This is a genomic window from Siccibacter colletis (assembly GCF_000696575.1).
Classification (GTDB): domain Bacteria; phylum Pseudomonadota; class Gammaproteobacteria; order Enterobacterales; family Enterobacteriaceae; genus Siccibacter; species Siccibacter colletis.
This window is the reverse complement of sequence record NZ_JMSQ01000039.1, coordinates 120,647-145,369: the sequence shown is the minus strand read 5'-3', so window position 1 is coordinate 145,369 and position 24,723 is coordinate 120,647. Positions and strand designations below refer to the sequence as shown.

Here is a 24,723-nt window from a genome sequence, read left to right as displayed (position 1 = left end):
CCTGGTTAACCGAGTGAAACCCCTATTAATTGTGGCGCCATTCCGGTTTTTAAGCACACTTTCGGATTGGTACTTGCGATTTTCATTTAACTCAGGCAGTTCTATAATGAGTCGCATTCAACACAAGATATCCGGTTATTCTGCTTCGTTTACCGGAGCGAATCGCAAAGCAACAGGACAGATTCCGCATGACTGACAACAATACCGCATTAAAGAAGGCTGGCCTGAAAGTCACGCTTCCTCGATTAAAAATCCTCGAAGTGTTACAGGGTCCAGATAACCATCATGTCAGCGCGGAAGAACTTTATAAGCGTCTGATCGACATGGGCGAAGAAATTGGTCTGGCGACCGTCTATCGCGTACTTAACCAGTTCGACGACGCCGGCATCGTAACGCGCCACAACTTCGAAGGCGGCAAGTCCGTATTCGAACTGACGCAGCAGCATCACCACGATCACCTGATCTGCCTCGACTGCGGCAAGGTTATCGAATTCAGCGATGACTCTATCGAGCAGCGCCAGCGTGAAATCGCCACCCGTCACGGCATTCGCCTGACTAACCACAGTCTCTACCTCTACGGCCACTGCGCCGAAGGCGACTGCCGCGAAGAAGATAACGCGCACGAAATCAGCGAAAAATAAATCGCAACGAGAAAACCGGCAGATGCCGGTTTTTTTATGCCTGTCGCTAAAAAAGCCAGCCCGCAGGCTGGCCTGTGGCAGATAACGCTTAGCCTTTAACGCTGTCGACGCGGCTGAAACGCTTGCCGTCCGCGCTGACGCTCCGTACCTGCACCTCCCCGCTCACCGCCGGGCGCTGCTTATCATCATAGCGCTGCCAGGTTTTACCGGTGTCGCGCGAGTACTCCAGCGTCACGCCAGGCAGGCTGACGTTGGCGTCCAGCACGCCGTTAACGATACGCGCTCCCGGTACCGGCAGACGGTACTGCACGCCCGCTTTATCGAGCTTAGCCAGCTCGCGGCTGCCCACCAGACTGGCAAAGCGCACCCAGTCATTATGCAGCGCTTTCACATCCACCTGATGCGTCTCGCCGCCCTTATACTCACGCCCCTGCTGATAGTCCTGCTCCCATCCGGCGCGATGCCAGGCACGTTCTGCCACCGCGATCAGACGGGGATAGATCATGTACTCCATCTGCTGGTCGGTGCGCACCACTTCGCTCCACAGCTGCGCAGAGAGGCCATACGCGCCAGGCCAGGGTTTATCGGATTTCGCCGTGAACGCATTGCCGTCGCGATCCACAGAGGTTTCCGCGTTTTGCGGCAGGTTGTCCGGGGCGAAACTGAAGATTTTACGTTCATCGCTGAAGCGCGTGCCCCAGTAATAGCCGCTCTCCTGCGGATGCACCTCATTCGGGAAATCAAGGTAGACGTAATCCGGGTTAGAAATCACTACCCGGAAGTCTTTGTTCGCCCAGTCGCTGGCGCTGTCGAAGCCGCCCCAGTAGAGCGTATCCCAGAAGTTAACGTTGACCGCTTTGGTGGCGAAAGCGCTGGCATCTCTGGCGTCTTTCAACCCATCCTGCCAGGCCTGCATCGCCTCAATACCGTGGGCATTAACCAGCTTGCTCACCTCGACGCCAAAATAGCTGGAGAGATGATCCACATCGGCCACTTTGCCGGCTTTCACCATCGCCTGACAGGCGGCAGATTTCGCCCAGGGTTTGTCCTGTTTGCTCTGGTCGATAATGCCCTTGCCGGCTTCCGGCTTCGCCTGGTCGGTGTAACCGGTACCGAGGTAGATATTTTTCGCTTCGTCGCCGCCGAAATGCCAGGTGGTTAGCGGCTGACCTGCCTCGCGGTGCATCTGCTGCATTTCGCCGATCACCTTATCGACGAAGCGGCGCGACGCATCGAGGCACGGATTGAGATACCCGGTGCGGTTGTAGTACTGCACGCCGGTGGTGTTGGAGGTGTCGGTGGGATCGAGCAGGCGGAATTCACTGGCCGCTTTTTCATCCCCTGCCTTCATCAACCGATCGTAGCGCGCTTCCATCGCGATAGTCGCCGCGCGGGCATGGGCTGGCATATCGATCTCCGGGATCACCTCAATGTGACGCGCGGCGGCGAATTTCACGATCTCTATGTAGTCCGCTCGGGTAAAGAACCCGCTGCCGTTGTTATTGCTGTCGGGGCCGGAGCCAAGCTGCGGCAGCAGGCAGGTTCTCTCACTCGGATCGTGACAGCGCTTGCTGCCGATGTCGGTCAGCTCCGGCAGGCCGGGGATCTCAATGCGCCAGCCTTCATCATCGCTAAGGTGGAAGTGGAATTTATTCAGCTTGTACGCCGCCATCTGGTCGAGCAGGCGCAGTACCGCCGCTTTAGTGTGGAAATTGCGCCCGACATCAAGATGAATCCCCCGGTACGCAAAGCGTGGCGCATCGCTGGCTTCCAGCGCGGCGATTTTTTGTTCTCCGCTTGCCGGGATCAGCGACAGCAGCGACTGCACGCCGTAGAACGCCCCCGCCTCGTCAAGACCGGTAATCACGGCCTCATTTTTATCGATGGTCAACCGGTACGCCCCTGGCACTGCCGCCGCACCGCTAAACGCGGCTTTATCAATCTGCGCGCGCACCGGGTATGCCCCGCCGGTATTGACGCCAAGCTGGCTGAAGCGCTGCATCAGTGCCTGCTGGCTGTTCGCTTTCAGCGCCGTAAGGTCAGGCTTCACGCCGCCGCTGAGATCGATATCCTGGCCCTGCACTTTCACCTCCAGCGGGGTCGGCACAATCTGGCCGCGCAGCGCTGGCGCGTTGAGCATCTTCACATCGCTGTTTTTCTCAAAGCGCGCCTCGGCGGTCATCAGGATATTGTTATCCTCCGCCGTGCGTTTCCACTGCTCGCCGAGCGGCGTGACAAACTGGGTCAGATCTTCGGTATCGGTACTGGCAATGGTTTTCGGCGAAGCGCCGTCGGCGGTCACGTACCAGCGTGGCAGCACGTCAGTGACAAACAGCTGCCAGTACTCATTAACAATCGGGATCTCAACCTTCTCCCCGGCCGGAAAGCCGGTGAAGGCGTCGGTCGGCTCAAGCTTGTGCAGATCGCCCATCACGTGGGTAACTTTAAACTGCGGATTATCGACGCGCAGGATCTGACGAATGCTGTGGAACCAGATGACCCAGTCTTTACTGGTCACCGCATCGCCGTGGTTGGTCAGCGCGATCACCGCTTTGTTGCACGACGCCCAGTCTGCACCAAGCTGCGCGCAGTCCACACCGTGCAGCGCCGCCTGATTATCCTTGACGGCATAATTCAGCCCGAAGTGGCTGATGCGGTCTACGGTGGCCTGGTCTGCCAGCGCCGTCCCGCTAAATACGCCCAGCAGCGCTGTGGCGATCACACTCAGATTGCATCGTTTCATACGGTTGTCCTTAAAATGAGAGCGTACTGGCGCAACCGGCGGCCGCGCCGGGTCAGTCAGAGAAGGGTAAAGGGCGCGATAACCATAAACTTCACGTCGCGCTCGTCCTGAAAGATATTGCCGTAGCCCCCGCCGTAGCTGGGAATGTCGGAGTGGTTGTCGTACTCGGTGAAGTGCAGCTTAAATAGCGTGCCCTTAGCGCGTCCGTCCTGCACGGTGTATGACGCATCGAGGCTGTAAGCGGATTCTTTGATGTTATTGCTGGCGATGGACTGGCGTTCACCGTTGCCGTCCAGCGCCCAGCTGGCGGGTTTAGCGTCCCAGGCGTAAGCATAAGACGCCCCTACCGCCCAGCCCGCCAGATCCCAGTTGCTGAGATCGTACATCGCGCCAAAGAACAGCGCTTTTTCACCGTTGGCGTTGAAGTCCGAGCGGTTGTCCCACCAGATGTCGAGTCGTCCGTTGGAGGAGGCATAGGTCGGGGTCATACGCTGGAGAAAGTAGCCCTGCTGCCCCTCGGCTTTCACCATCGTGCCTTCGAGGCGTAAATCGACCTGGCCAATCTTGTACCCGAAGGTGAGCGCCTGCAGCCAGGCGGTGCCGTCGTAGATATCATTGAGGGTGGCATTTTCAGCTTTATCGCGGGCACCATAAAACTGGTAACTGGTGGAGAGCGGACTGCCGGCGACCGGAAGTTTGTAACTGCCTTTCGCGAAATATTGATCGACAAATCCTTCGGCCTGACCAAATGCGGCTTCGAGTACCAGATCGTTTTTAAAATCGTATTTCGCGCCGAGGGAGTGCAGATAATCGACTTTAGTTGCGCGGTCGTTTTGATAAAAGCCGTCCATTTCGGTATGCCACGGGGCTTTATATTTGTTGGTCCACATATATGAGAAACTTAATGCGCCTGCCTCGCCATAATCATAATTCGCGCCAGCCTCCGCCCCCTGATACGTACCTGGCATAAAACTCCAGTGCGGTGCCAGCAGCGTCTGTCCGGTCGGTTGAATATATCCGGCACGCGCCCAGACGGGACCATATTTAAATTTCGCCGCGGCTTTATACAGGCTGATGCCGCTTTTATCGCCGGACCAGTCCTCGTCGTAGGCTTTATTGCTGGCGGAGAAAGCGATTTCATTCGGGTGCGCGCTGTCGCCGTTTTCCGCCATTTCTATTGCCGTAAAGGCTGCCACATCAAGGCCGAACATATCTGCAATATAGCCGGACTGAAAATCAAGGTTGGCATTCCAGGTGGCGTGAGAGAGGTTGGTTTTATATTTATCGTCGTCGGTAACGTCTTTGCGATCGCGCTCGCGCTGCCAGTAATAGATACCGCCAGTGAGCGTTGAATCCTCAATAAATCCAGCGGCGTGTGCCGCAGACGCAGGAATAAAACCGGTGAGCGCAGTAGCGCCAGCAATAGCTAACGCGAGCGCACTACGTTTGTCAGCAAACGCGCGCATGATGAAGTTCCTCTTTGACAAATAATATTGCCCGGACGCAAACGCCCCGACGATAAAAATAAAAAAGCAAAAGGCGACGGCATATATCTCGGGCTCGCCATTGCCAGATCCAGCTTATTTTTCGCGACGCGAATTATCAATGCTTTTCCCTGAGGATTGTCAGGACTATGACGAAGTGCACATATTTATTCTGATTTTGTAACAACTTTCAGGAAAAACGGAATGACGACTGAAAAAGCGATAAATCAGTGGCCTGGCGCTGATGGAAGCGATTTCACTCACAAAAATGAAGATGCTTAAACACATTCAGAGAGGAAAATGCATGCGGCTAAATTTGACAGAGGGTTCATTAATTCGCGGGGCGAATAATATATTTTCAGGCTCTCGCGGATATAAAGATAAAAAAAACGCCGCATTGCGCGGCGTTTTAATGCGAGTCACTACTTATTCGCCAGCTTTCGCCCAGGTGTCACGCAGACCAACGGTGCGGTTGAATACCAGCTTATCAGCCGTTGCATAGCGGCTGTCGAGGCAGAAATAACCTTCACGCTCGAACTGATACGCAACACCCTGCTCAGCGGCTTTCAGGCTCGGCTCAGCGAAGCCCTGCTTGATGACCAGCGATTCCGGATTAATGGTGGAGAGGAAGTCCTCTGCCGCACCCGGGTTTGGCACGCTAAACAGGCGATCGTACAGGCGAATTTCAACCGGCAGCGCGTGAGTGGCGCTGACCCAGTGGATTACGCCTTTCACCTTGCGGCCATCAGCCGGATCTTTACTCAGCGTCTCCGCATCGTAAGAGCAGAAGATAGTGGTGATGTTGCCTTCGGCATCTTTCTCAACGCGCTCGGCTTTGATCACGTAGGCGTTACGCAGACGCACTTCTTTGCCCAGCACCAGACGCTTGTACTGCTTGTTGGCTTCTTCACGGAAATCGGCACGATCGATCCAGATTTCAGCGCTGAACGGCACGTCGCGTGTACCCATCTCAGGCTTGTTAGGATGGTTCGGCATGGAGACCACTTCCGTCTCGCCCTGCGGGTAGTTTTCGATCACAAGCTTAACCGGATCGATAACCGCCATCGCGCGCGGAGCGTTCTCATTGAGATCTTCGCGGATGCAGGCTTCCAGCGCGGCCATCTCAACGGTGTTGTCCTGCTTGGTAACGCCAATGCGTTTGCAGAACTCACGCACGGAGGCTGCGGTGTAGCCGCGACGACGCAGACCGGAGATGGTCGGCATACGCGGATCATCCCAACCCTCAACGTGGTTATCGGTTACCAGCAGGTTCAGCTTGCGCTTGGACATGACGGTATATTCGAGATTCAGGCGCGAGAACTCGTACTGGCGCGGATGCACCGGAATCGTGATGTTATCCAGCACCCAGTCATACAGGCGGCGGTTATCCTGGAACTCCAGGGTACACAGCGAGTGGGTGATGCCTTCCAGCGCATCGGAAATGCAGTGGGTGAAGTCGTACATCGGGTAGATGCACCACTTGTTGCCGGTCTGATGATGCTCGGCGAATTTAATGCGGTACAGCACCGGATCGCGCATCACGATGAACGGTGATGCCATGTCGATTTTCGCACGCAGGCAGGCTTTGCCTTCGGCAAACTCGCCGGCACGCATTTTTTCAAACAGCGCCAGGTTCTCTTCCACGCTGCGGTCGCGGTACGGGCTGTTTTTACCCGGCGCAGTCAGCGTGCCGCGGTATTCGCGGATTTCGTCCGGCGACAGTTCGTCAACATATGCCAGACCTTTAGTGATCAGCTCAACCGCATACTGGTGCAGCTGGTCGAAATAATTGGAGGAGTAACGCACGTCTCCTGACCAGTGGAAGCCCAGCCACTGCACGTCATTTTTAATGGACTCAACGAACTCGATATCTTCTTTTACCGGGTTGGTGTCGTCAAAGCGCAGGTTGCACTGGCCCTGGTAATCCTGGGCGATGCCGAAGTTAAGGCAAATCGATTTTGCATGACCAATATGCAGGTAGCCGTTCGGCTCCGGCGGAAAACGGGTGCAAATTGTGGTGTGTTTACCACTGGACAGGTCTTCATCAATAATCTGACGAATAAAGTTAGTCGGGCGGGCTTCTGCCTCACTCATCGCAGCTTCCTCAAGGCGTGAACATCGTTTAACGGTGCATGATCTTATAACCGGCTGCCTGAAACAACTGTTTGTTGCAGAAAAAGGCACGGTGAGCCTGGTAGCGCAGGTGACGCATAAAAAAAGCGGCGGGATAATCCCGCCGCTTCAGGCAAAGCACACTACTCAGGAAAGGTTATTTGCCTTTAATCTCGAACAGCGGCGTCTGACCTGCGACTACCGCGCCCTGTGCTTTTACCACCAGCGCACTGTAATCATCGCTGTTGCTGCACACTACCGGGCTAATCATCGAACGGGCATTGGCGTTGAGGAAATCGAGATCCATTTCCAGCACCGGCTGGCCGGCGACCACTTCCGCCCCCTCTTCCACCAGACGCGAGAAGCCCTGGCCGTTCAGCGCAACGGTGTCGATGCCCATATGCACTACGATCTCTGCGCCGTTTTCCGTCTCCAGACAAAACGCGTGATTGGTGTTAAAGATTTTCACAATGGTGCCGGCTGCCGGCGCCACCACCAGCTTCCCGGTTGGCTTGATGGCAACGCCATCCCCCACCGCTTTGCTGGCAAAGGCTTCGTCCGGCACCTGATCCAGCGCAACCACGTCACCACTTACCGGGGCCAGCAGCGCAGCAACGGTTACGCCGTTTGATACGGCCTGCGGCTGTGCTGTGGAGGCCACCGGTGCAGCAGCCGGTGCAGCTCCAGCGGCCGGTACGTTGCCGGTGGTTTTCATGGCGTTAGCAATTTTCTCAGCCACGAAGCCAACGATAATCTGCACGCTGGTTTTGTTGAGGCGAATCACGCCGGTGGCGCCGAGACGTTTGGCCAGCGCTTCGTTGACCAGCGACGAGTCTTTGACGTTCAGACGCAGACGCGTGATACAGGCATCGATGCCGGTGAGGTTATCTGACCCCCCTACCGCGGCGATGTACTGACGCGCCAGGCCAGACACATCCTGCTCGCCCGTACCGCTCACGTTGATGTCCTGGCCATCGGCTTCGCTACCGGCAACCGCCAGTTCGCGACCCGGAGTCATCAGGTTGAACTTCGTAATGGTAAAGCGGAACACCACGTAATAGATGATGAAGAACACCAGACCCTGCGGGATCAGCATCCACCACTGGGTCGCCAGCGGGTTGCGGGATGACAGCACCATATCCACCAGCCCGGCGCTGAAGCCGAAGCCAGCGATCCACTGCATGCTTGCCGCGATAAAGACGGAGATACCGGTCAGCACGGCATGAATGACATACAGTACCGGCGCGACGAACATAAAGGAGAATTCAAGCGGCTCGGTGATCCCGGTGAAGAACGCGGCAAACGCGCCCGCCATCATGATCCCCAGCACTTTGGCTTTGTTCTCAGCACGAGCGCAATGGTAAATCGCCAGCGCGGCACCCGGCAGGCCGAACATCATGATCGGGAAGAAGCCCGCCTGATAGCGACCGGTGATGCCGACAACCGCTTTACCGGCTTCGATGGACTGCGCGCCGCCAAGGAAGTTCGGGATGTCGTTAATGCCGGCTACGTCAAACCAGAACACCGAGTTCAGGGCGTGATGCAGGCCAACCGGGATCAGCAGACGGTTAAAGAAGGCGTATACGCCCGCGCCCGTCGAGCCCATTTTCTGAATATGTTCACCGAAGTTCACCAGGCCATCGAACACCATCGGCCAGATGTACATCATGATGAACGCCACAACGATCATTACGAAAGAGGTGAGGATTGGAACCAGACGGCGTCCGCTAAAGAAGGAGAGCGCCTTTGGCAGCTCAACGGTGCTGAAGCGGTTGTAGAGCTCGGCGGCAATAATACCCACCATGATGCCGACGAACTGGTTTTTGATTTTACCGAAAGCAGCAGGCACCTGATCGGCCGGGATTTTCTGGATCATTGCCACTGCGGCTGGCGCACACAGGGTGGTCAGCACCAGGAAGCCGACGAAGCCGGCCAGCGCCGCGGCGCCGTCTTTATCTTTCGACATACCGTATGCCACGCCCACAGCAAACAGCACGCCCATGTTGTCGATAATGGCAGAACCAGACTGAATGAAGAACGCCGCCAGCGCGTTATCTCCGCCCCAGCCCACCGGATCGATCCAGTAACCGACGCCCATCAGAATGGCGGCGGCTGGCAGTGTGGCCACCGGCACCATCAGTGCGCGGCCAATACGTTGTAAATAACCTAGAATACTCACTTTATTCCCCCTCTGAGACCCCGTTTAAGGCTTGTGTGAAGCCGTGTTTCTTATTGTTTAACGGACCTGAAATCGCGGCGAATTATCACCCACCGACCGAGTGTGTGAAAAATTAATTCGTATCGCAAATTAAAAGCGTTTTTTTTGTGATCGCGATCGCCAGGAATCGCTTTATGCCCTCCCTCACTCTGGCTATCGAGCAAAACTTATTTTATCATTCAAAAAATCAAAGCGGATGACGCCCTGAATTGTGAACCAGGTTACGCTTACACTGTGATTCGGTAACTCCGCCCATGCTTTCTTTTTAACCCTGAGGTGAATGATGAGACTGATTCCCCTGGCAACCGCCCAGCAAGTTGGTAAATGGGCTGCTCGCCATATCGTTAACCGCATCAACGCGTTCGCACCGACTGCCGATCGTCCTTTTGTACTCGGTCTGCCTACCGGCGGTACGCCGATGGAAGCTTACAAAGCGCTGGTGGAAATGCATAAAGCGGGCCAGGTCAGCTTTAAGCACGTTGTAACGTTCAATATGGATGAGTACGTCGGCCTGCCGAAGGAGCATCCGGAAAGCTACCACAGTTTCATGCACCGCAATTTCTTTGATCACGTGGATATTCTGCCAGAAAACATCAACCTGCTTGATGGCAATGCGCCGGACATCGACGCTGAATGTCGCCGCTATGAAGAAAAAATTCGCGCCTACGGTAAAATCCACCTGTTTATGGGCGGCGTGGGCAACGACGGGCATATCGCGTTCAACGAACCGGCGTCATCGCTCTCCTCCCGCACCCGTATCAAAACCCTGACCCACGATACCCGCGTCGCTAACTCACGCTTCTTTGATGGCGATGTGAATCAGGTACCGAAATATGCACTGACCGTCGGTGTCGGTACGCTGCTCGATGCGCAGGAAGTCATGATTCTGGTGCTGGGTCATCAGAAAGCGCAGGCGCTGCAGGCGGCGGTGGAAGGCAACGTCAACCATATGTGGACGATCAGCTGCCTGCAGCTGCACCCGAAAGCGGTTGTAGTGTGCGATGAGCCCTCTACAATGGAGCTGAAAGTAAAAACGTTGAAATACTTCAACGAGTTAGAAGCAGAAAATATCAAAGGCCTTTAAGTCGGTTTACCGGGGGTACCCTAATGTATGCATTAATCCACGGTCGGATTTACACCGGCCATGACGTACTGGATGACCACGCGATTGTTATCGCGCATGGCCTGATTGAGCGCATCTGTCCGCTGGCCGACCTGCCAGCAGGTATTGAGCAGCGCGATCTCGGTGGTGCCATCATCGCCCCCGGTTTTATTGATGTGCAGCTTAACGGCTGCGGCGGTGTGCAGTTCAACGATACCGCCGACGCCGTCAGCGTGGAAACGCTGGAAATCATGCAGAAAGCCAATGAAAAATCGGGCTGCACCAGCTATCTGCCAACCCTCATCACCACCAGCGATGACCTGATGAAACAGGGCGTCGAGGTGATGCGAGACTACCTCAGCAACCATCCTCATCAGGCACTGGGGCTTCACCTTGAAGGCCCGTGGCTGAATATTGTTAAGAAAGGCACCCATAACCCGGTTTATGTGCGCCAGCCCGATGCCGCGCTGGTCGATTACCTGTGCCAGAATGCTGACGTGATTACTAAAATCACCCTCGCGCCAGAAATGGTAGCACCCGAGGTGATCAGTAAGCTGTCCGCCGCCGGCATTGTGGTTTCCGCCGGGCACTCTAATGCGACGCTCGCCGAAGCGAAAGCAGGCTTCCGCGCCGGGATTCGTTTCGCCACTCATCTTTATAACGCGATGCCTTATATCAGCGGTCGTGAGCCGGGTCTGGTCGGAGCGATTTTTGACGAGCCGGATCTCTACTGCGGCATCATCGTTGACGGGTTACACGTCGATTTCGCCAACGTGCGCAATGCGAAGCGAATCAAAGGCGATAAGCTTTGTCTGGTCACTGACGCCACCGCGCCGGCAGGTGCTGATATTGAAGAGTTCATTTTTGCTGGCAAAACAATATACTACCGCAATGGGCTGTGCGTGGACGAGAACGGTACCCTGAGCGGTTCCGCCCTGACGATGATCGAAGGGGTGCGCAATCTGGTGCAGCATGTCAATATCGCTCTTGATGAAGCGCTGCGTATGGCAAGCCTCTACCCCGCCCGCGCAATGGGCGTGGACCATAAGCTCGGCACAATCGAGCCGGGTAAAGTGGCAAACCTGACCGCTTTCACTCACGATTTTAAAATCATCAAGACCATCGTTAATGGTAACGAGGTCGTCACTGAGTAAGTAAAGGCATGACAACTGGCGGACAAGCTCAAATTGGTAATGTTGACCTGGTAAAACAACTGAACAGCGCGGCGGTCTATCGCCTGATTGACCAGCACGGGCCCATCTCACGCATTCAGATTGCCGAACAGAGCCAGCTTGCTCCCGCCAGCGTCACGAAGATTACCCGCCAGCTTATCGAGCGCGGCCTCATTAAAGAGGTGGATCAACAGGCGTCTACCGGTGGTCGCCGCGCTATCTCCATCATTACCGAAACCCGTCAGTTCCAGGCCATCGGCGTACGTCTCGGGCGTCACGACGCGACGCTGACGCTCTACGATCTCAGCAGCAAAGTGCTGGCGGAAGAGCATTTCCCGCTACCGCAGCGCACCCAGGAAACCCTGGAGCATGAGCTGCTCAACACCATCGCCACCTTCCTGACCACCTGGCAGCGCAAAATTCGCGAGCTTATTGCGATTTCAGTGATCCTCCCGGGGCTGGTCGATCCGGAAAGCGGCGTGGTGCGCTATATGCCGCACATCGCAATAGAGAACTGGCCGCTGGTGGAGGCGCTGGAAAATCGTTTCGGCCTGACCTGCTTTGTCGGACACGATATCCGCAGCCTGGCGCTGGCTGAGCACTACTTCGGTGCAACCCGCGACTGTGAAGACTCCATTCTGGTGCGCGTGCATCGCGGCACCGGGGCGGGGATCATCTCCAGCGGTCGCATTTTTATTGGCCGTAACGGCAACGTGGGCGAGATCGGTCATATTCAGGTCGATCCACTGGGCGAACGCTGCCACTGCGGCAACTTCGGTTGCCTGGAAACCATCGCCGCCAACGCGGCGATTGAGCAACGCGTGCGTCACCTGCTGGAACAGGGTTACCCGAGCCGCCTGACGTCGGATGAGTGCTCCATCAAAGCCATCTGCAAGGCCGCAAATAAGGGCGATCCGCTGGCTACCGAAGTGATTGAACACGCGGGCCGTCATCTCGGCAAAGCCATTTCCATTGCCATCAATTTGTTTAATCCGCAAAAAGTGATCATTGCCGGCGAGATCGTCGAAGCAGGAAAAGTGCTGCTGCCAGCGATTGAGAGCTGTATCAACGCGCAGGTGCTGAAGGCGTTTCGCAAGAATTTGCCGGTCGTGCCCTCTGCGCTCGATCATCGCTCCGCCATTGGTGCCTTTGCTCTGGTGAAACGGGCGATGCTGAACGGGATCCTGCTGCAGCATTTGCTCGAAGGCTGAGCGGATCACTCCTTTTCCAGGCTATAGTTACGCCTTTGTGCAATCAGAACACGAGTAGTCGATGACCATTCAGAACGTAATTTGTGATATTGATGGCGTGCTGATGCACGATAATGTCGCGGTGCCGGGCGCCAGCGAATTCCTCACCGGCATCCTTGAAAAAGGATTCCCGCTGGTGTTGCTGACCAACTATCCATCGCAAACCGGGCAGGATCTGGCGAACCGCTTTGCCTCGGCGGGCATCAACGTACCCGACAGCGTCTTTTATACCTCCGCGATGGCCACTGCCGATTTCCTGCGCCGTCAGGAAGGGAAAAAGGCCTACGTGGTGGGCGAAGGCGCACTGATCCACGAGCTGTACAAAGCCGGTTTTACCATCACCGATATCAATCCTGACTTCGTGATTGTTGGCGAGACGCGCTCTTATAACTGGGAGATGATGCATAAAGCGGCATTCTTTGTGGCGAACGGCGCGCGCTTTATCGCCACTAACCCGGACACCCACGGACGCGGTTTCTATCCGGCCTGCGGCGCGCTGTGTGCAGGCATTGAAAAAATCTCCGGTCGCAAACCGTTTTACGTCGGCAAGCCAAGCCCGTGGATCATCCGCGCAGCGCTGAATAAAATGCAGGCCCACTCCGAGCATACGGTGATCGTTGGCGACAACCTGCGTACCGATATTCTGGCCGGGTTCCAGGCCGGGCTTGAAACCATTCTGGTACTTTCCGGGGTCTCCACCCTCAATGACATCGATGCCATGCCGTTCCGCCCAAGCTGGATTTTCCCCTCGGTGGCGGAAATCGACGTTATTTAATCCCTCAGCCGCGCCGACGCGCGGCTATCGCTTTATTATTCCCTGCCTGCATCCACGTTCATACCATCAATGAAAACCGCTAAAAATTGTTGAATCGCTAATTTATGGCGCCATTTGCTTCGCATTTTTCACTATTCCGCAAAGCCTCATTGACTATTTTTCAAAAGAAAGGCAAATCGCTTGCACAACCTTCACTAACCAGGGCATTTTCTTGCTTAAGCGATACGTCACTGCGAGAAAAACAGCCTTAACCGCAATGACAGATAATTCGACACAACATCACGGCAAAGCTTAACGGAGAAGGTTATGTGTTCCATTTTTGGTGTACTGGATATTAAAACTGACGCGGTTGAGCTGCGTAAAAAAGCGCTCGAACTCTCCCGCCTGATGCGCCACCGCGGCCCGGACTGGTCCGGTGTCTATGCCGGCGATAAAGCGATTCTCGCCCACGAACGTCTGTCGATCGTGGACGTGAACGCCGGGGCGCAGCCGCTGTACAACCAGAAAAAAACTCATGCCCTGGCCGTGAACGGCGAAATCTACAACCACCAGGCGCTGCGCGCAGAATACGGCGACCGCTATCCGTTCCAGACCGGCTCTGACTGTGAAGTTATCCTTGCGCTCTACCAGGAAATGGGACCGGAGTTTCTCGACGAGCTGCAGGGCATGTTCGCCTTCGTGCTCTACGACAGTGAAAAAGATGCGTATCTGATTGGCCGCGACCACATCGGCATCATTCCGCTGTACATGGGTCATGACGAACATGGCAACCTCTATGTCGCCTCCGAAATGAAGGCGCTGGTGCCGGTCTGCCGCACCATCAAAGAGTTCCCGGCCGGCAGCTATCTGTGGAGCCAGGACGGCGAGATCCGCCCGTATTACCATCGCGACTGGTTCGACTATGACGCGGTAAAAGACAACGTGACGGATAAAGCCGAGCTGCGCCAGGCGCTGGAAGACGCGGTGAAAAGCCACCTGATGTCTGACGTGCCATACGGCGTGCTGCTCTCAGGCGGGCTGGATTCGTCGGTAATTTCCGCTATCACCAAAAAATTCGCCGCGCGCCGCGTGGAAGATCAGGAGCGCTCCGAAGCCTGGTGGCCGCAGCTGCACTCCTTTGCCGTCGGTCTCGAAGGCTCGCCGGATCTGAAAGCAGCGCAGGAAGTAGCTAACCATCTCGGCACCGTGCACCACGAAATTCACTTTACGGTGCAGGAAGGGCTGGATGCTATCCGCGATGTGATCTACCACATCGAAACCTATGACGTGACCACTATTCGCGCCTCAACCCCGATGTACCTGATGTCGCGCAAGATCAAAGCCATGGGCATCAAAATGGTGCTCTCCGGCGAAGGTTCTGACGAAGTGTTCGGCGGCTACCTTTACTTCCATAAAGCGCCGGATGCGAAAGAGCTGCATGAAGAGACGGTGCGCAAGCTGCAGGCGCTGCATATGTTTGACTGCGCCCGCGCCAACAAAGCGATGTCCGCCTGGGGCGTAGAAGCGCGCGTGCCCTTCCTCGACAAGAAGTTCCTTGATGTTGCAATGCGCATCAACCCGCAGGACAAAATGTGTGGCAACGGCAAAATGGAGAAGCATGTGCTGCGCGAATGCTTTGAATCTTATCTGCCGGCGAGCGTGGCGTGGCGTCAGAAGGAGCAGTTCTCCGACGGCGTGGGCTACAGCTGGATTGACACCCTGAAAGAAGTGGCCGCTGAGCAGGTTACCGATCAGCAGTTAGCCACAGCCAGCTTCCGTTTCCCGTACAACACGCCGTCTTCTAAAGAAGCGTACCTGTACCGCGAAATTTTCGAAGAGCTGTTCCCGCTGCCGAGCGCGGCGGAGTGTGTCCCGGGCGGCCCGTCTGTTGCCTGTTCTTCGGCAAAAGCCATCGAATGGGACGAAGCGTTCAAAACTATGAACGATCCGTCAGGCCGTGCGGTAGGCGTGCATCAGTCGGCGTATAAATAAGCGTCGGTTGTGATTCCAGGGCCCCGCGGGGCCCTTCTTTTTGGCTACGATGACGTACAAAAATGCGGCATAAAAGGGAGAGTTATCCAATAATTGCCGAATATTGCAGCAAGCTGTTCGTAAGCTGGTCAAACAGTCAGCTTACGGATAATTTTCGGCAAAAAATGTGTTGACGCTTCCAGGCCCAATACGCATAATGCGCCCCGCAACGCCGATAAGGTAACGCGAAAAAGATGGCTACGTAGCTCAGCTGGTTAGAGCACAGCACTCATAATGCTGGGGTCACAGGTTCGATTCCCGTCGTAGCCACCATCTTTTTGCGGGAGTGGCGAAATTGGTAGACGCACCAGATTTAGGTTCTGGCGCCGCAAGGTGTGCGAGTTCAAGTCTCGCCTCCCGCACCATTCCCAATAAGCGTTGCACGGATGGGGTATCGCCAAGCGGTAAGGCACCGGTTTTTGATACCGGCATTCCCTGGTTCGAATCCAGGTACCCCAGCCATATTTTCCCGACTTGCGCAGGTTAACGCGAAGGTCATACCGGTAGAAATACGGGTAAAGCAGTACAATTTGGCTACGTAGCTCAGCTGGTTAGAGCACAGCACTCATAATGCTGGGGTCACAGGTTCGATTCCCGTCGTAGCCACCACTTTCTTGGGGTATCGCCAAGCGGTAAGGCACCGGATTCTGATTCCGGCATTCCGAGGTTCGAATCCTCGTACCCCAGCCAAATTTGAAAAGTCGTTTATCTGATAAACGCGCCCTGTTGGGGTATCGCCAAGCGGTAAGGCACCGGATTCTGATTCCGGCATTCCGAGGTTCGAATCCTCGTACCCCAGCCACTCTTAAAAAAGCTCGCTTCGGCGAGCTTTTTGCTTTTCAGCCGTCCACAAAAAAAGGCGGTTTCCCGCCCTTTCACTTATCAGCCTGACTCAAAGCCCTAGCGCGTACTTCAGCGCCTGCCGTTTCAACACGCCAGCGCGATTCGCTGCCATCAATCCGATGTTACGCAGCGCGCGCAGCGGTGCGAGGTTATTGCTGAACCCGGCGTAGAACAGATCCATCCCGCTCTGCATCAGGAAATTATCCGCCTGACGACAACGCTGATAGCGTTTGAGCACCTCAAGGCTCGCCCAGTTCTCGCCGACGCTGCGCGCGTTGGCCAGCACGTCAATCAGCGCATCCACATCGCGATAACCCAGGTTTACCCCCTGCCCCGCCAGCGGGTGAATGGTGTGCGCCGCATCGCCCACCAGCACCAGCCCCGGCTGAACGTAGTCCACCGCATGACGCCGGGTTAGCGGAAACGCGCCCGCAGCAACCGGGGTTACCTCACCCAGCCGCGCCGGGAAATGTACATTAATTTCGCGCTTCAGCTGCGCCATGCTCATGCCCTGCAGCTGGCGAATACGTGCCGGCCGGTCGTACCACACCAGTGAAGCCCAGGAATCAAACAGCGGCAGGAACGCATGCGGGCCGTTGGGCGTAAAGTGCTGCCAGGTGCTGCGCCCTGGCGCATTCTCGCATTTAACCGAGATAAGCATGCAGGATTGCTGGTACTGCCAGGCATGGACGCCAATCCCGGCCCAGCGGCGGACCTGGGAGTTAGCGCCGTCGGCACCGACGACCAGCCGCGCCGTCAGCGTCTCACCATCCGCGCACTCCAGCGTGCTGCTGTCGGCGTGACGATGCAGCGCGCTTAGCGTCGTCGGGCAACGCAGCGTGATACGCGGGTGTGCCACCATCTGCTCCCAGAGCGCACGCTGCAGCACGTTGTTCTCTACCATGTAGCCCAGCTCGGGAAGGTTGAGATCGGCGGCGTCAAACACCACCTGCGCGCTCTCCCACTCCCAGGTTTCCAGCCGGCTGTAGGGGTGGCAGCGCATCGCCTGAATCGCCTCCCACACCCCAAGGCTGCGCAACAGCCCCACCGAGGCGCTGCTGATGGCCGAAATACGCACGTCCACCGGTGCGGCGGGGTCAAAGGCCGGCGGCTCCGCATGATCGATAACCGCGACCGTGAATCCCTGCTGCGCCAGTCCCAGCGCCGCGGCGGCGCCGACCATGCCTCCGCCTACAACGGCGACGTCAATGGGTTGATTTGCCATAGTCATTTATCCTTTCGCTGATCCCTCAAGTGTACCGGATTTTTTGCCTGCGCGTTGCCTGTCACCGCATTGCGAACGCCCACGCCAGCAATCCGGGCTTCAGGCTGGTCACATCCTCAGCAAAGCATTACAATACGCGGCCTGCAATCCTGGCTTTAACTTAAGCATGAGCAAGTCGATGACAAAAAAACTCCATATTAAAACCTGGGGCTGTCAGATGAACGAGTACGATTCATCCAAGATGGCCGATCTGCTGGACGCAACCCACGGTTATCAGTTGACCGACGTGGCTGAAGAGGCCGACGTGCTGCTGCTCAATACCTGCTCAATCCGCGAGAAGGCTCAGGAAAAAGTGTTTCATCAGCTGGGTCGCTGGAAGCTGCTGAAGGCGAAAAATCCCGACATCATCATTGGCGTCGGCGGCTGCGTGGCCTCGCAGGAAGGTGACCATATTCGCCAGCGCGCCCACTACGTCGATATTATCTTTGGCCCACAGACCCTGCATCGTCTGCCGGAGATGATTAACCAGGTGCGCGGCACGAAAAGTCCGGTCGTGGATATCAGCTTCCCGGAAATCGAAAAATTTGACCGCCTGCCGGAACCGCGTGCTGATGGCCCGACCGCCTTCGTCTCCATCATGGAAGGCTGCAATAAATACTGTACCTACTGCGTGGTGCCGTACACCCGCGGGGAAGAAGTGAGCCGTCCGAGCGACGATATTCTGTTTGAGATCGCCCAGCTTGCTGCGCAGGGCGTGCGCGAAGTCAACCTGCTTGGCCAGAACGTCAACGCCTGGCGCGGAGAGAACTATGACGGCAGCACCGGCACCTTTGCCGATCTGCTGCGTCTGGTGGCGGCCATCGACGGCATCGATCGTATCCGCTTCACCACCAGCCACCCGATCGAGTTCACCGACGATATTATCGAGGTGTACCGCGATACCCCTGAGCTGGTGAGCTTCCTGCACCTGCCGGTGCAAAGCGGTTCTGATCGCGTCCTGAATCTGATGGGCCGCACCCACACCGCGCTGGAGTACAAAGCAATCATTCGCAAGCTGCGCGCGGCGCGTCCGGATATTCAGATCAGCTCCGACTTTATCGTCGGCTTCCCGGGCGAAACCACCCAGGACTTCGAACAGACCATGAAGCTTATCGCTGAAGTGAACTTTGATGTCAGCTTCAGCTTTATCTTCTCGGCGCGCCCAGGCACCCCGGCGGCGGACATGGTGGATGATGTTCCGGAAGAGGAGAAGAAACAGCGTCTCTATATTCTGCAGGATCGCATCAACCAGCAGGCGATGGCGTGGAGCCGCCGCATGCTCGGCACCACCCAGCGCATTCTGGTGGAAGGCACCTCGCGCAAAAGCATCATGGCGCTGTCGGGCCGCACCGAAAATAACCGCGTGGTGAACTTCGAAGGCACCCCGGATATGGTCGGTAAGTTTGTTGACGTTGAGATCACCGAAGTGCTGCCAAACTCCCTGCGCGCGAGGCTGGTGCGCACCGAAGCGGAGATGGGCCTGCGCGTGGCGGAAACGCCGGCGTCGGTCATTGCCCGCACGCGTAAAGAGAACGACATCGGCGTCGGGATTTACCAGCCGTAACGTCATCCGGCCCCGCTCTGCGGGCCGTCCGGGCTGTGCGGTTCCGCCGTACAGCCCTGCTCCAGCAAATTCCTTTTTTGCCCTTGCTTTCTGAAAGCAGCACCCAAATATCATCCCCAATGCTTGCGCCTTTTTCCGGTGCCGTGAATACTTCACACAGGCCTGTGAAAATTCCGTAAGGCTTTGGTCCACCTTAGCCGTCCCGTGAGACAAGAGGATAAGTTTGAATATCGATACACGTGAAATAACGCTGGAACCTGCAGACAATGCCCGTCTGCTGAGTTTGTGCGGCCCGTTCGACGACAATATTAAGCAGCTCGAACGACGTCTGGGCATCGAAATCAACCGTCGCGATAACCACTTTAAGCTCACCGGCAGAACGCTATGCGTGAACGCTGCCGTGAACATTCTGCGCGATCTCTATGTTGATACCGCCCCGGTGCGCGGTCAGATTAACGACATCGATCCGGAAAACATTCACCTGGCGATCAAAGAATCCCGCGTGCTGGAACAGACCGCCGAAAGCGTGCCCGAGTTTGGCAAAGCGGTAAACATCAAAACCAAACGTGGCGTGATCAAGCCGCGTACGCCAAACCAGGCGCAGTACATCGCCAATATTCTTGACCATGACATCACCTTCGGCGTTGGCCCGGCGGGTACCGGTAAAACCTACCTCGCGGTCGCAGCGGCGGTGGATGCGCTGGAGCGTCAGGAGATCCGTCGTATTCTGCTGACCCGTCCGGCGGTAGAAGCCGGTGAGAAACTCGGCTTCCTGCCGGGGGATCTCAGCCAGAAGGTCGATCCTTATCTGCGTCCGCTCTACGATGCGCTGTTCGAAATGCTGGGCTTCGAGCGCGTTGAAAAGCTGATGGAGCGCAACGTGATTGAAGTCGCGCCGCTGGCCTACATGCGTGGCCGTACGCTGAACGACGCGTTCATCATTCTGGATGAGAGCCAGAACACCACCATCGAACAGATGAAAATGTTCCTGACGCGTATCGGCTTTAACTCGAAAGCGGTGATTACCGGCGACATTACCCAGATCGACCTGCCGCGCAGCACCAAATCCGGCCTGCGTCACGCCATTGACGTGCTCTCCGGCGTGGAGGAGATCAGCTTTAACTTCTTCCACAGCGAAGACGTGGTGCGCCACCCGGTGGTCGCGCGCATCGTTATCGCCTATGAAGCCTGGGAAGAGGCGGAGCAGAAGCGTAAAGCCGAGCAGGCCGCCGAGCGTAAACGTGAAGCGCAGGCGCATGACGCCGGCTCGCAGGAGCGTCAATGAGCCAGGTGATGTTAGATCTACAAGTGGCTTGCGAAGACACCACCGGGCTTCCGGATGAAGCCCAGTTTCAGGCCTGGCTGGATGCGGTGATCCCCCAGTTTCAGGAAGAAGCGGAAGTGACTATCCGCCTGGTAGACGAGCCGGAAAGCCACGAACTGAACCTGACGTACCGCGGCAAAGATAAGTCCACCAACGTGCTCTCTTTCCCATTTGAGGCCCCGCCGGGCATTGAGCTGCCGCTGCTGGGCGATCTGATTATCTGCCGCCAGGTTGTGGAGCGCGAAGCGGTCGAGCAGGATAAACCGCTCAACGCCCACTGGGCGCATATGGTGATCCACGGTAGTCTGCATCTGCTGGGCTATGACCATATTGAAGACGACGAAGCCGAAGAGATGGAAGGGATTGAGACAGAGATAATGCTTGCCCTGGGCTTCGCCGATCCGTACATTGCCGAGAAAGAGTAACCGGCCTGTGCCACTGTATCGCACCCCGCCACTGCGGGGTTGCAGACATCAACCAACACGAGAACCTGAACGAACGCCATGAGCGACGACAATTCACACAGTAGCGATTCACCTAATACCAAAAAAGGATTTTTCTCACTCATTCTGAGTCAGCTTTTCCACGGCGAGCCAAAAAACCGTGAAGAGCTGCTGGCTTTGATTCGTGATTCCGGGCAGAACGAGCTTATCGATGAAGATACGCGCGATATGCTTGAAGGGGTGATGGATATTGCTGACCAGCGCGTCCGCGACATCATGATCCCCCGCTCACAGATGGTCACCCTGAAACGCAACCAGACACTGGATGAGTGTCTCGACGTCATTATTGAGTCAGCCCACTCGCGTTTCCCGGTCATCAGTGAAGATAAGGATCACATCGAAGGGATCCTGATGGCGAAAGATCTGCTGCCGTTTATGCGCAGCGATGCGGAAGCCTTCAGCATGGATAAAGTGCTACGTCAGGCTGTTGTGGTGCCGGAAAGCAAGCGTGTAGACCGCATGCTGAAAGAGTTTCGCTCCCTGCGCTACCACATGGCGATTGTGATTGACGAGTTCGGCGGCGTGTCGGGCCTTGTGACCATTGAAGATATTCTTGAGCTTATCGTCGGTGAGATTGAAGACGAATACGATGACGAAGAGGATATCGATTTCCGCCAGCTGAGCCGCCATACGTGGACGGTACGCGCTCTGGCGTCGATTGAAGATTTCAACGACACCTTTGGCACCAGCTTCAGCGATGATGAAGTTGACACCATCGGTGGCTTGGTGATGCAGGCATTTGGTCATCTCCCTGCGCGCGGTGAAACCATCGACATTAATGGTTACCAGTTCAAAGTGGCGATGGCGGACAGCCGCCGCGTGATTCAGGTCCATGTCAAATTCCCGGACGATGCCCCGCCGCCAAACCTGGATGAATAATTCAAATGGAAGTTGTTTCCTGGTATAACCGCCAGCCAGTTCGACTGCTGCTGGCCCTGCTATTCGGAGCCAGCGGTACGCTGGCTTTTTCTCCTTTTGATTTCTGGCCCGCCGCGCTGATTTCACTGGTTGCGCTGCAGGGACTCACGCTGCATCGCACCGTCAGGCAAAGCGCCGCCATTGGCTTCTTCTGGGGGCTGGGTCTGTTCGGCAGCGGCGTCAACTGGGTTTACGTCAGTATCGCCCAGTTCGGCGGTATGCCGGAGCCAGTTAACATCTTCCTGGTGGTTCTGCTTGCCGCGTATCTCTCGCTCTACACCGGACTGTTTGCCGGGGTGCTGACGCGCCTGTGGCCGACTGCGGGCTGGGTAAGGCTGGTTATCGCCGCGCCGGTGGTGTGGCAGTGCAGCGAATTTCTGCGCGGCTGGGTGCTTACCGGTTTCCCGTGGCTGCAGTTTGGCTATAGCCAGATTGACGGGCCGTTAAAAGGCCTGGCGCCGATCCTCGGGGTGGAGAGCATCACCGTCCTGCTGATGGCGATAAGCGGTATGCTGGTGCTGGCGGCAGCACACCGTAACTGGCGTCCGCTGGCGCTGGCCGTGGCGCTGTTTGCCCTGGTCTGGCCGCTGCGCTATCTGAGCTGGTTTAGCGCCGTGCCGGAGCGTACCACTCAGGTTGCGCTGGTGCAGGGCAATATCCCTCAGGCGCTAAAGTGGAATGAGGACGAGCTGTATCGCACGCTGGATATCTACACCTCCGCGACGCAGGCGCAGATGGGTAAATCCCAGCTGATTATCTGGCCGGAATCCGCTATTCCGGACCTGGAGATTAACCAGCAGCGTCTGCTCTCCACCATGGACTCGCTGCTGCGCGCGCGTAACAGTACATTAATTACCGGTCTGGTGGATGCGCGTCTGAACGGCAAAAACCGTTACGACACCTACAACACCATCATTACCCTCGGCGAGGGCAGCCCTTACAGCTACACCTCCCCTAACCGCTACAACAAAAACCATCTGGTGCCGTTTGGCGAGTTTGTGCCGCTGGAAAGCATTCTGCGTCCGCTGGCCCCGTTCTTCGACCTGCCGATGTCCTCGTTCAGCCGCGGGCCTTACGTCCAGCCCCAGCTTAGCGCGCACGGTTTTAAAATGACGGCCGCGATCTGCTACGAGATCATTCTCGGCGAGCAGGTGCGGGACAACTTCCGTCCGGATACCGATTTCCTGCTCACCATCTCCAACGATGCCTGGTTTGGCCACTCTATCGGCCCGTGGCAGCACTTCCAGATGGCGCGTATGCGCGCGCTGGAGCTGGCGCGACCGCTGCTGCGCAGCACCAACAATGGCGTGACGGCGGTGATTGGCCCGCAGGGCGAAGTCCAGTCGATGATCCCGCAGTTCACGCGGCAGACGCTGGTCGCTGAGGTTACGCCAACCACCGGCCTGACGCCTTATGCGCGTTTTGGTAACTGGCCGCTGTGGGCGCTCACCGCGCTGGCCGGATTTGTCGCGCTGATTGCCAGCCTGCGCGCTCGACGTCGTAAGGCATAATCCCTCAAAGCCCGCCTCTGCGGGCTTTTTTTTGTTCCCCGCTCCGCGTTTACCATTTCTGGCACATCCCTTGCTTATTACTTATCAACAGATTAGCCATCCGCCGCGATGTCAGGCCCGACAGCCTCATCTGCACCAGTGCGGGACAACAGCAGCACCAGAATGGTGCATGGAAAGATTTTTGCCTTTAAATGGTGCGGCCCGCTTCGCAAAAATAAACAATTTAATAGCGAAATCTTTACATCAAGCCAGGCTGAATGTTAACAAATAGCAACAATACTGCGCGATATTACGGCAGACATAACAACATACGCACTCACATGGGTATCAACAGCGTCACTGGCGCTGCGATAAAGGAGTTGGATATGCAATTACGTAAACTGGCCGCTGCAATGCTGGTAATGGGTGTCAGCGCTGGCGTGGCTCACGCTGAAGACGCTGCTGGCTCCGCGCAGTCGAGCACGCTGGATAAGATCGCCAAAAACGGCGTGATCGTCGTCGGCCATCGTGAATCATCCGTACCATTCTCGTACTACGATAACCAACAGAAAGTGGTCGGCTACTCCCAGGCTTACTCAAATGCGATTGTTGAGGCAGTTAAAACCAAACTCAACAAACCGGATCTGCAGGTCAAACTGATCCCTATCACATCTCAGAACCGTATTCCGCTGCTGCAGAACGGCACCTTTGATTTTGAGTGTGGCTCCACCACTAACAACCTTGAGCGCCAGAAACAGGCAGCTTTCTCTAACACCATCTTCGTTGTCGGCACCCGTCTGCTGACCAAAAAAGGCGGCGCGATTAAGGACTTCCCGGACCTCAAAGGTAAAGCCGTGGTCGTGACCTCCGGCACCACCTCTGAAGTGCTGCTGCATAAGCTGAACGACGAGAAGAAAATGGATATGCGCATCATCAGCGCGAAAGATCACGGTGACTCTTTCCGTACGCTGGAGAGCGGTCGTGCGGTGGCGTTTATGATGGATGATGCCCTGCTTGCCGGCGAGCGCGCGAAAGCGAAGAAACCGGATCAGTGGGATATCGTCGGTACTGCCCAGTCGCAGGAAGCCTACGGCTGTATGCTGCGCAAGGGTGACACCGAGTTCAAAAAGCTGATCGACGACACCATCGCCAAAGTGGAAACCTCCGGCGAAGGCGCGAAATGGTTTGATACCTGGTTTAAAAACCCAATCCCACCGAAAAACCTGAACCTGAACTTTGAGCTTTCTGAAGAGATGAAAGCCCTGTTCAAAGCGCCAAACGACAAGGCACTTAACTAATTACAACCATTA

17 protein-coding genes and 6 tRNA genes are annotated in these 24,723 nt (G+C 56.3%); 18 read left to right on the top strand and 5 right to left on the bottom strand.

Annotated features, from left to right (window positions below):
- Nucleotides 1-188 precede the first annotated feature (188 nt).
- A complete protein-coding gene (gene fur / locus ET34_RS0119620; protein ID WP_031524893.1) occupies nt 189-641 on the top strand; it encodes a ferric iron uptake transcriptional regulator in 453 nt (150 codons plus the stop codon).
- An 88-nt stretch (nt 642-729) separates the two neighbouring features.
- Here fur and ET34_RS0119615 read toward each other — a convergent pair whose 3' ends face one another.
- From ET34_RS0119615 to nagE, 4 genes are all read right to left on the bottom strand, one after another.
- A complete protein-coding gene (locus ET34_RS0119615; protein ID WP_031524891.1) occupies nt 730-3,384 on the bottom strand; it encodes a beta-N-acetylhexosaminidase in 2,655 nt (884 codons plus the stop codon).
- A 56-nt stretch (nt 3,385-3,440) separates the two neighbouring features.
- On the bottom strand, nt 3,441-4,850 hold the full coding sequence (chiP, locus tag ET34_RS0119610; protein ID WP_031524889.1) for a chitoporin ChiP: 1,410 nt from the start codon (nt 4,848-4,850) through the stop codon (nt 3,441-3,443).
- 444 nt (nt 4,851-5,294) lie between these two features.
- Entirely contained in the window at nt 5,295-6,962 is a 1,668-nt protein-coding gene (gene glnS / locus ET34_RS0119605) for a glutamine--tRNA ligase (protein WP_031524887.1), read from the bottom strand.
- Nucleotides 6,963-7,137: 175 nt separating this feature from the next.
- Complete coding sequence (gene nagE / locus ET34_RS0119595) at nt 7,138-9,159, bottom strand: N-acetylglucosamine-specific PTS transporter subunit IIBC (protein WP_031524886.1); 2,022 nt, start codon at nt 9,157-9,159, stop codon at nt 7,138-7,140.
- Nucleotides 9,160-9,481: 322 nt separating this feature from the next.
- Here nagE and nagB point away from each other — a divergent pair, with 322 nt between their 5' ends.
- The 11 genes from nagB to ET34_RS0119540 all read left to right on the top strand — a co-directional run bounded on the left by nagB (nt 9,482) and on the right by ET34_RS0119540 (nt 16,309).
- On the top strand, nt 9,482-10,282 hold the full coding sequence (gene nagB, locus ET34_RS0119590) for a glucosamine-6-phosphate deaminase (RefSeq protein WP_031524884.1): 801 nt from the start codon (nt 9,482-9,484) through the stop codon (nt 10,280-10,282).
- Between the two features lie 23 nt (nt 10,283-10,305).
- Nucleotides 10,306-11,454, top strand: coding sequence for an N-acetylglucosamine-6-phosphate deacetylase (gene nagA / locus ET34_RS0119585; protein WP_031524883.1), 1,149 nt, complete (start codon nt 10,306-10,308; stop codon nt 11,452-11,454).
- A gap of 8 nt (nt 11,455-11,462) precedes the next feature.
- Entirely contained in the window at nt 11,463-12,683 is a 1,221-nt protein-coding gene (gene nagC, locus ET34_RS0119580; protein ID WP_031524881.1) for a DNA-binding transcriptional regulator NagC, read from the top strand.
- Nucleotides 12,684-12,744: 61 nt separating this feature from the next.
- Nucleotides 12,745-13,497, top strand: coding sequence for an HAD-IIA family hydrolase (locus ET34_RS0119575; RefSeq protein WP_031524879.1), 753 nt, complete (start codon nt 12,745-12,747; stop codon nt 13,495-13,497).
- A 306-nt stretch (nt 13,498-13,803) separates the two neighbouring features.
- Nucleotides 13,804-15,468 (top strand): asparagine synthase B, encoded by a 1,665-nt coding sequence (gene asnB / locus ET34_RS0119570; RefSeq protein ID WP_031524877.1) that lies wholly within the window; start codon nt 13,804-13,806, stop codon nt 15,466-15,468.
- A 235-nt stretch (nt 15,469-15,703) separates the two neighbouring features.
- Nucleotides 15,704-15,780, top strand: a tRNA-Met gene (locus ET34_RS0119565).
- Between the two features lie 7 nt (nt 15,781-15,787).
- Nucleotides 15,788-15,872: transfer RNA gene (locus ET34_RS0119560), tRNA-Leu, on the top strand.
- A gap of 22 nt (nt 15,873-15,894) precedes the next feature.
- Nucleotides 15,895-15,969, top strand: a tRNA-Gln gene (locus ET34_RS0119555).
- Between the two features lie 70 nt (nt 15,970-16,039).
- Nucleotides 16,040-16,116: transfer RNA gene (locus ET34_RS0119550), tRNA-Met, on the top strand.
- Nucleotides 16,117-16,122: 6 nt separating this feature from the next.
- Nucleotides 16,123-16,197: transfer RNA gene (locus ET34_RS0119545), tRNA-Gln, on the top strand.
- 37 nt (nt 16,198-16,234) lie between these two features.
- Nucleotides 16,235-16,309, top strand: a tRNA-Gln gene (locus ET34_RS0119540).
- Between the two features lie 90 nt (nt 16,310-16,399).
- Here the strand turns inward: ET34_RS0119540 and ubiF are convergent.
- Nucleotides 16,400-17,575: a 3-demethoxyubiquinol 3-hydroxylase gene (gene ubiF, locus ET34_RS0119535; RefSeq protein WP_031524875.1), complete on the bottom strand. Its 1,176-nt coding sequence runs from the start codon at nt 17,573-17,575 to the stop codon at nt 16,400-16,402.
- A 178-nt stretch (nt 17,576-17,753) separates the two neighbouring features.
- Here ubiF and miaB point away from each other — a divergent pair, with 178 nt between their 5' ends.
- From miaB to ET34_RS0119505, 6 genes are all read left to right on the top strand, one after another.
- Entirely contained in the window at nt 17,754-19,178 is a 1,425-nt protein-coding gene (gene miaB, locus ET34_RS0119530; RefSeq protein WP_031524873.1) for a tRNA (N6-isopentenyl adenosine(37)-C2)-methylthiotransferase MiaB, read from the top strand.
- A gap of 223 nt (nt 19,179-19,401) precedes the next feature.
- Nucleotides 19,402-20,463 carry a PhoH family protein gene (locus ET34_RS0119525; RefSeq protein ID WP_031524871.1) on the top strand — a complete coding sequence of 354 codons (1,062 nt, stop codon included), beginning with the start codon at nt 19,402-19,404 and terminating at the stop codon, nt 20,461-20,463.
- Nucleotides 20,460-20,927, top strand: a complete 468-nt coding sequence (gene ybeY, locus ET34_RS0119520) for an rRNA maturation RNase YbeY (protein ID WP_031524869.1) — start codon at nt 20,460-20,462, stop codon at nt 20,925-20,927. The genes ET34_RS0119525 and ybeY overlap by 4 nt, the downstream gene beginning before the upstream one ends.
- Nucleotides 20,928-21,005: 78 nt before the next feature.
- Complete coding sequence (gene corC / locus ET34_RS0119515; protein ID WP_031524867.1) at nt 21,006-21,884, top strand: CNNM family magnesium/cobalt transport protein CorC; 879 nt, start codon at nt 21,006-21,008, stop codon at nt 21,882-21,884.
- A 5-nt stretch (nt 21,885-21,889) separates the two neighbouring features.
- Nucleotides 21,890-23,434: an apolipoprotein N-acyltransferase gene (gene lnt / locus ET34_RS0119510; RefSeq protein WP_031524865.1), complete on the top strand. Its 1,545-nt coding sequence runs from the start codon at nt 21,890-21,892 to the stop codon at nt 23,432-23,434.
- A gap of 365 nt (nt 23,435-23,799) precedes the next feature.
- Nucleotides 23,800-24,711, top strand: coding sequence for an amino acid ABC transporter substrate-binding protein (locus ET34_RS0119505; protein ID WP_031524863.1), 912 nt, complete (start codon nt 23,800-23,802; stop codon nt 24,709-24,711).
- Nucleotides 24,712-24,723 lie beyond the last annotated feature (12 nt).

What these genes read in the sequence shown, in the direction of transcription:
- ybeY (WP_031524869.1), top strand. Translation starts at nt 20,460, where the DNA reads ATGAGCCAGGTGATGTTAGATCTACAAGTGGCTTGCGAAGACACCACC.
- ubiF (WP_031524875.1), bottom strand. Translation starts at nt 17,575, where the DNA reads ATGGCAAATCAACCCATTGACGTCGCCGTTGTAGGCGGAGGCATGGTC.
- asnB (WP_031524877.1), top strand. Translation starts at nt 13,804, where the DNA reads ATGTGTTCCATTTTTGGTGTACTGGATATTAAAACTGACGCGGTTGAG.
- ET34_RS0119575 (WP_031524879.1), top strand. Translation starts at nt 12,745, where the DNA reads ATGACCATTCAGAACGTAATTTGTGATATTGATGGCGTGCTGATGCAC.
- nagB (WP_031524884.1), top strand. Translation starts at nt 9,482, where the DNA reads ATGAGACTGATTCCCCTGGCAACCGCCCAGCAAGTTGGTAAATGGGCT.
- ET34_RS0119505 (WP_031524863.1), top strand. Translation starts at nt 23,800, where the DNA reads ATGCAATTACGTAAACTGGCCGCTGCAATGCTGGTAATGGGTGTCAGC.
- nagC (WP_031524881.1), top strand. Translation starts at nt 11,463, where the DNA reads ATGACAACTGGCGGACAAGCTCAAATTGGTAATGTTGACCTGGTAAAA.
- ET34_RS0119615 (WP_031524891.1), bottom strand. Translation starts at nt 3,384, where the DNA reads ATGAAACGATGCAATCTGAGTGTGATCGCCACAGCGCTGCTGGGCGTA.
- nagA (WP_031524883.1), top strand. Translation starts at nt 10,306, where the DNA reads ATGTATGCATTAATCCACGGTCGGATTTACACCGGCCATGACGTACTG.
- fur (WP_031524893.1), top strand. Translation starts at nt 189, where the DNA reads ATGACTGACAACAATACCGCATTAAAGAAGGCTGGCCTGAAAGTCACG.
- corC (WP_031524867.1), top strand. Translation starts at nt 21,006, where the DNA reads ATGAGCGACGACAATTCACACAGTAGCGATTCACCTAATACCAAAAAA.
- miaB (WP_031524873.1), top strand. Translation starts at nt 17,754, where the DNA reads ATGACAAAAAAACTCCATATTAAAACCTGGGGCTGTCAGATGAACGAG.
- glnS (WP_031524887.1), bottom strand. Translation starts at nt 6,962, where the DNA reads ATGAGTGAGGCAGAAGCCCGCCCGACTAACTTTATTCGTCAGATTATT.
- lnt (WP_031524865.1), top strand. Translation starts at nt 21,890, where the DNA reads ATGGAAGTTGTTTCCTGGTATAACCGCCAGCCAGTTCGACTGCTGCTG.
- chiP (WP_031524889.1), bottom strand. Translation starts at nt 4,850, where the DNA reads ATGCGCGCGTTTGCTGACAAACGTAGTGCGCTCGCGTTAGCTATTGCT.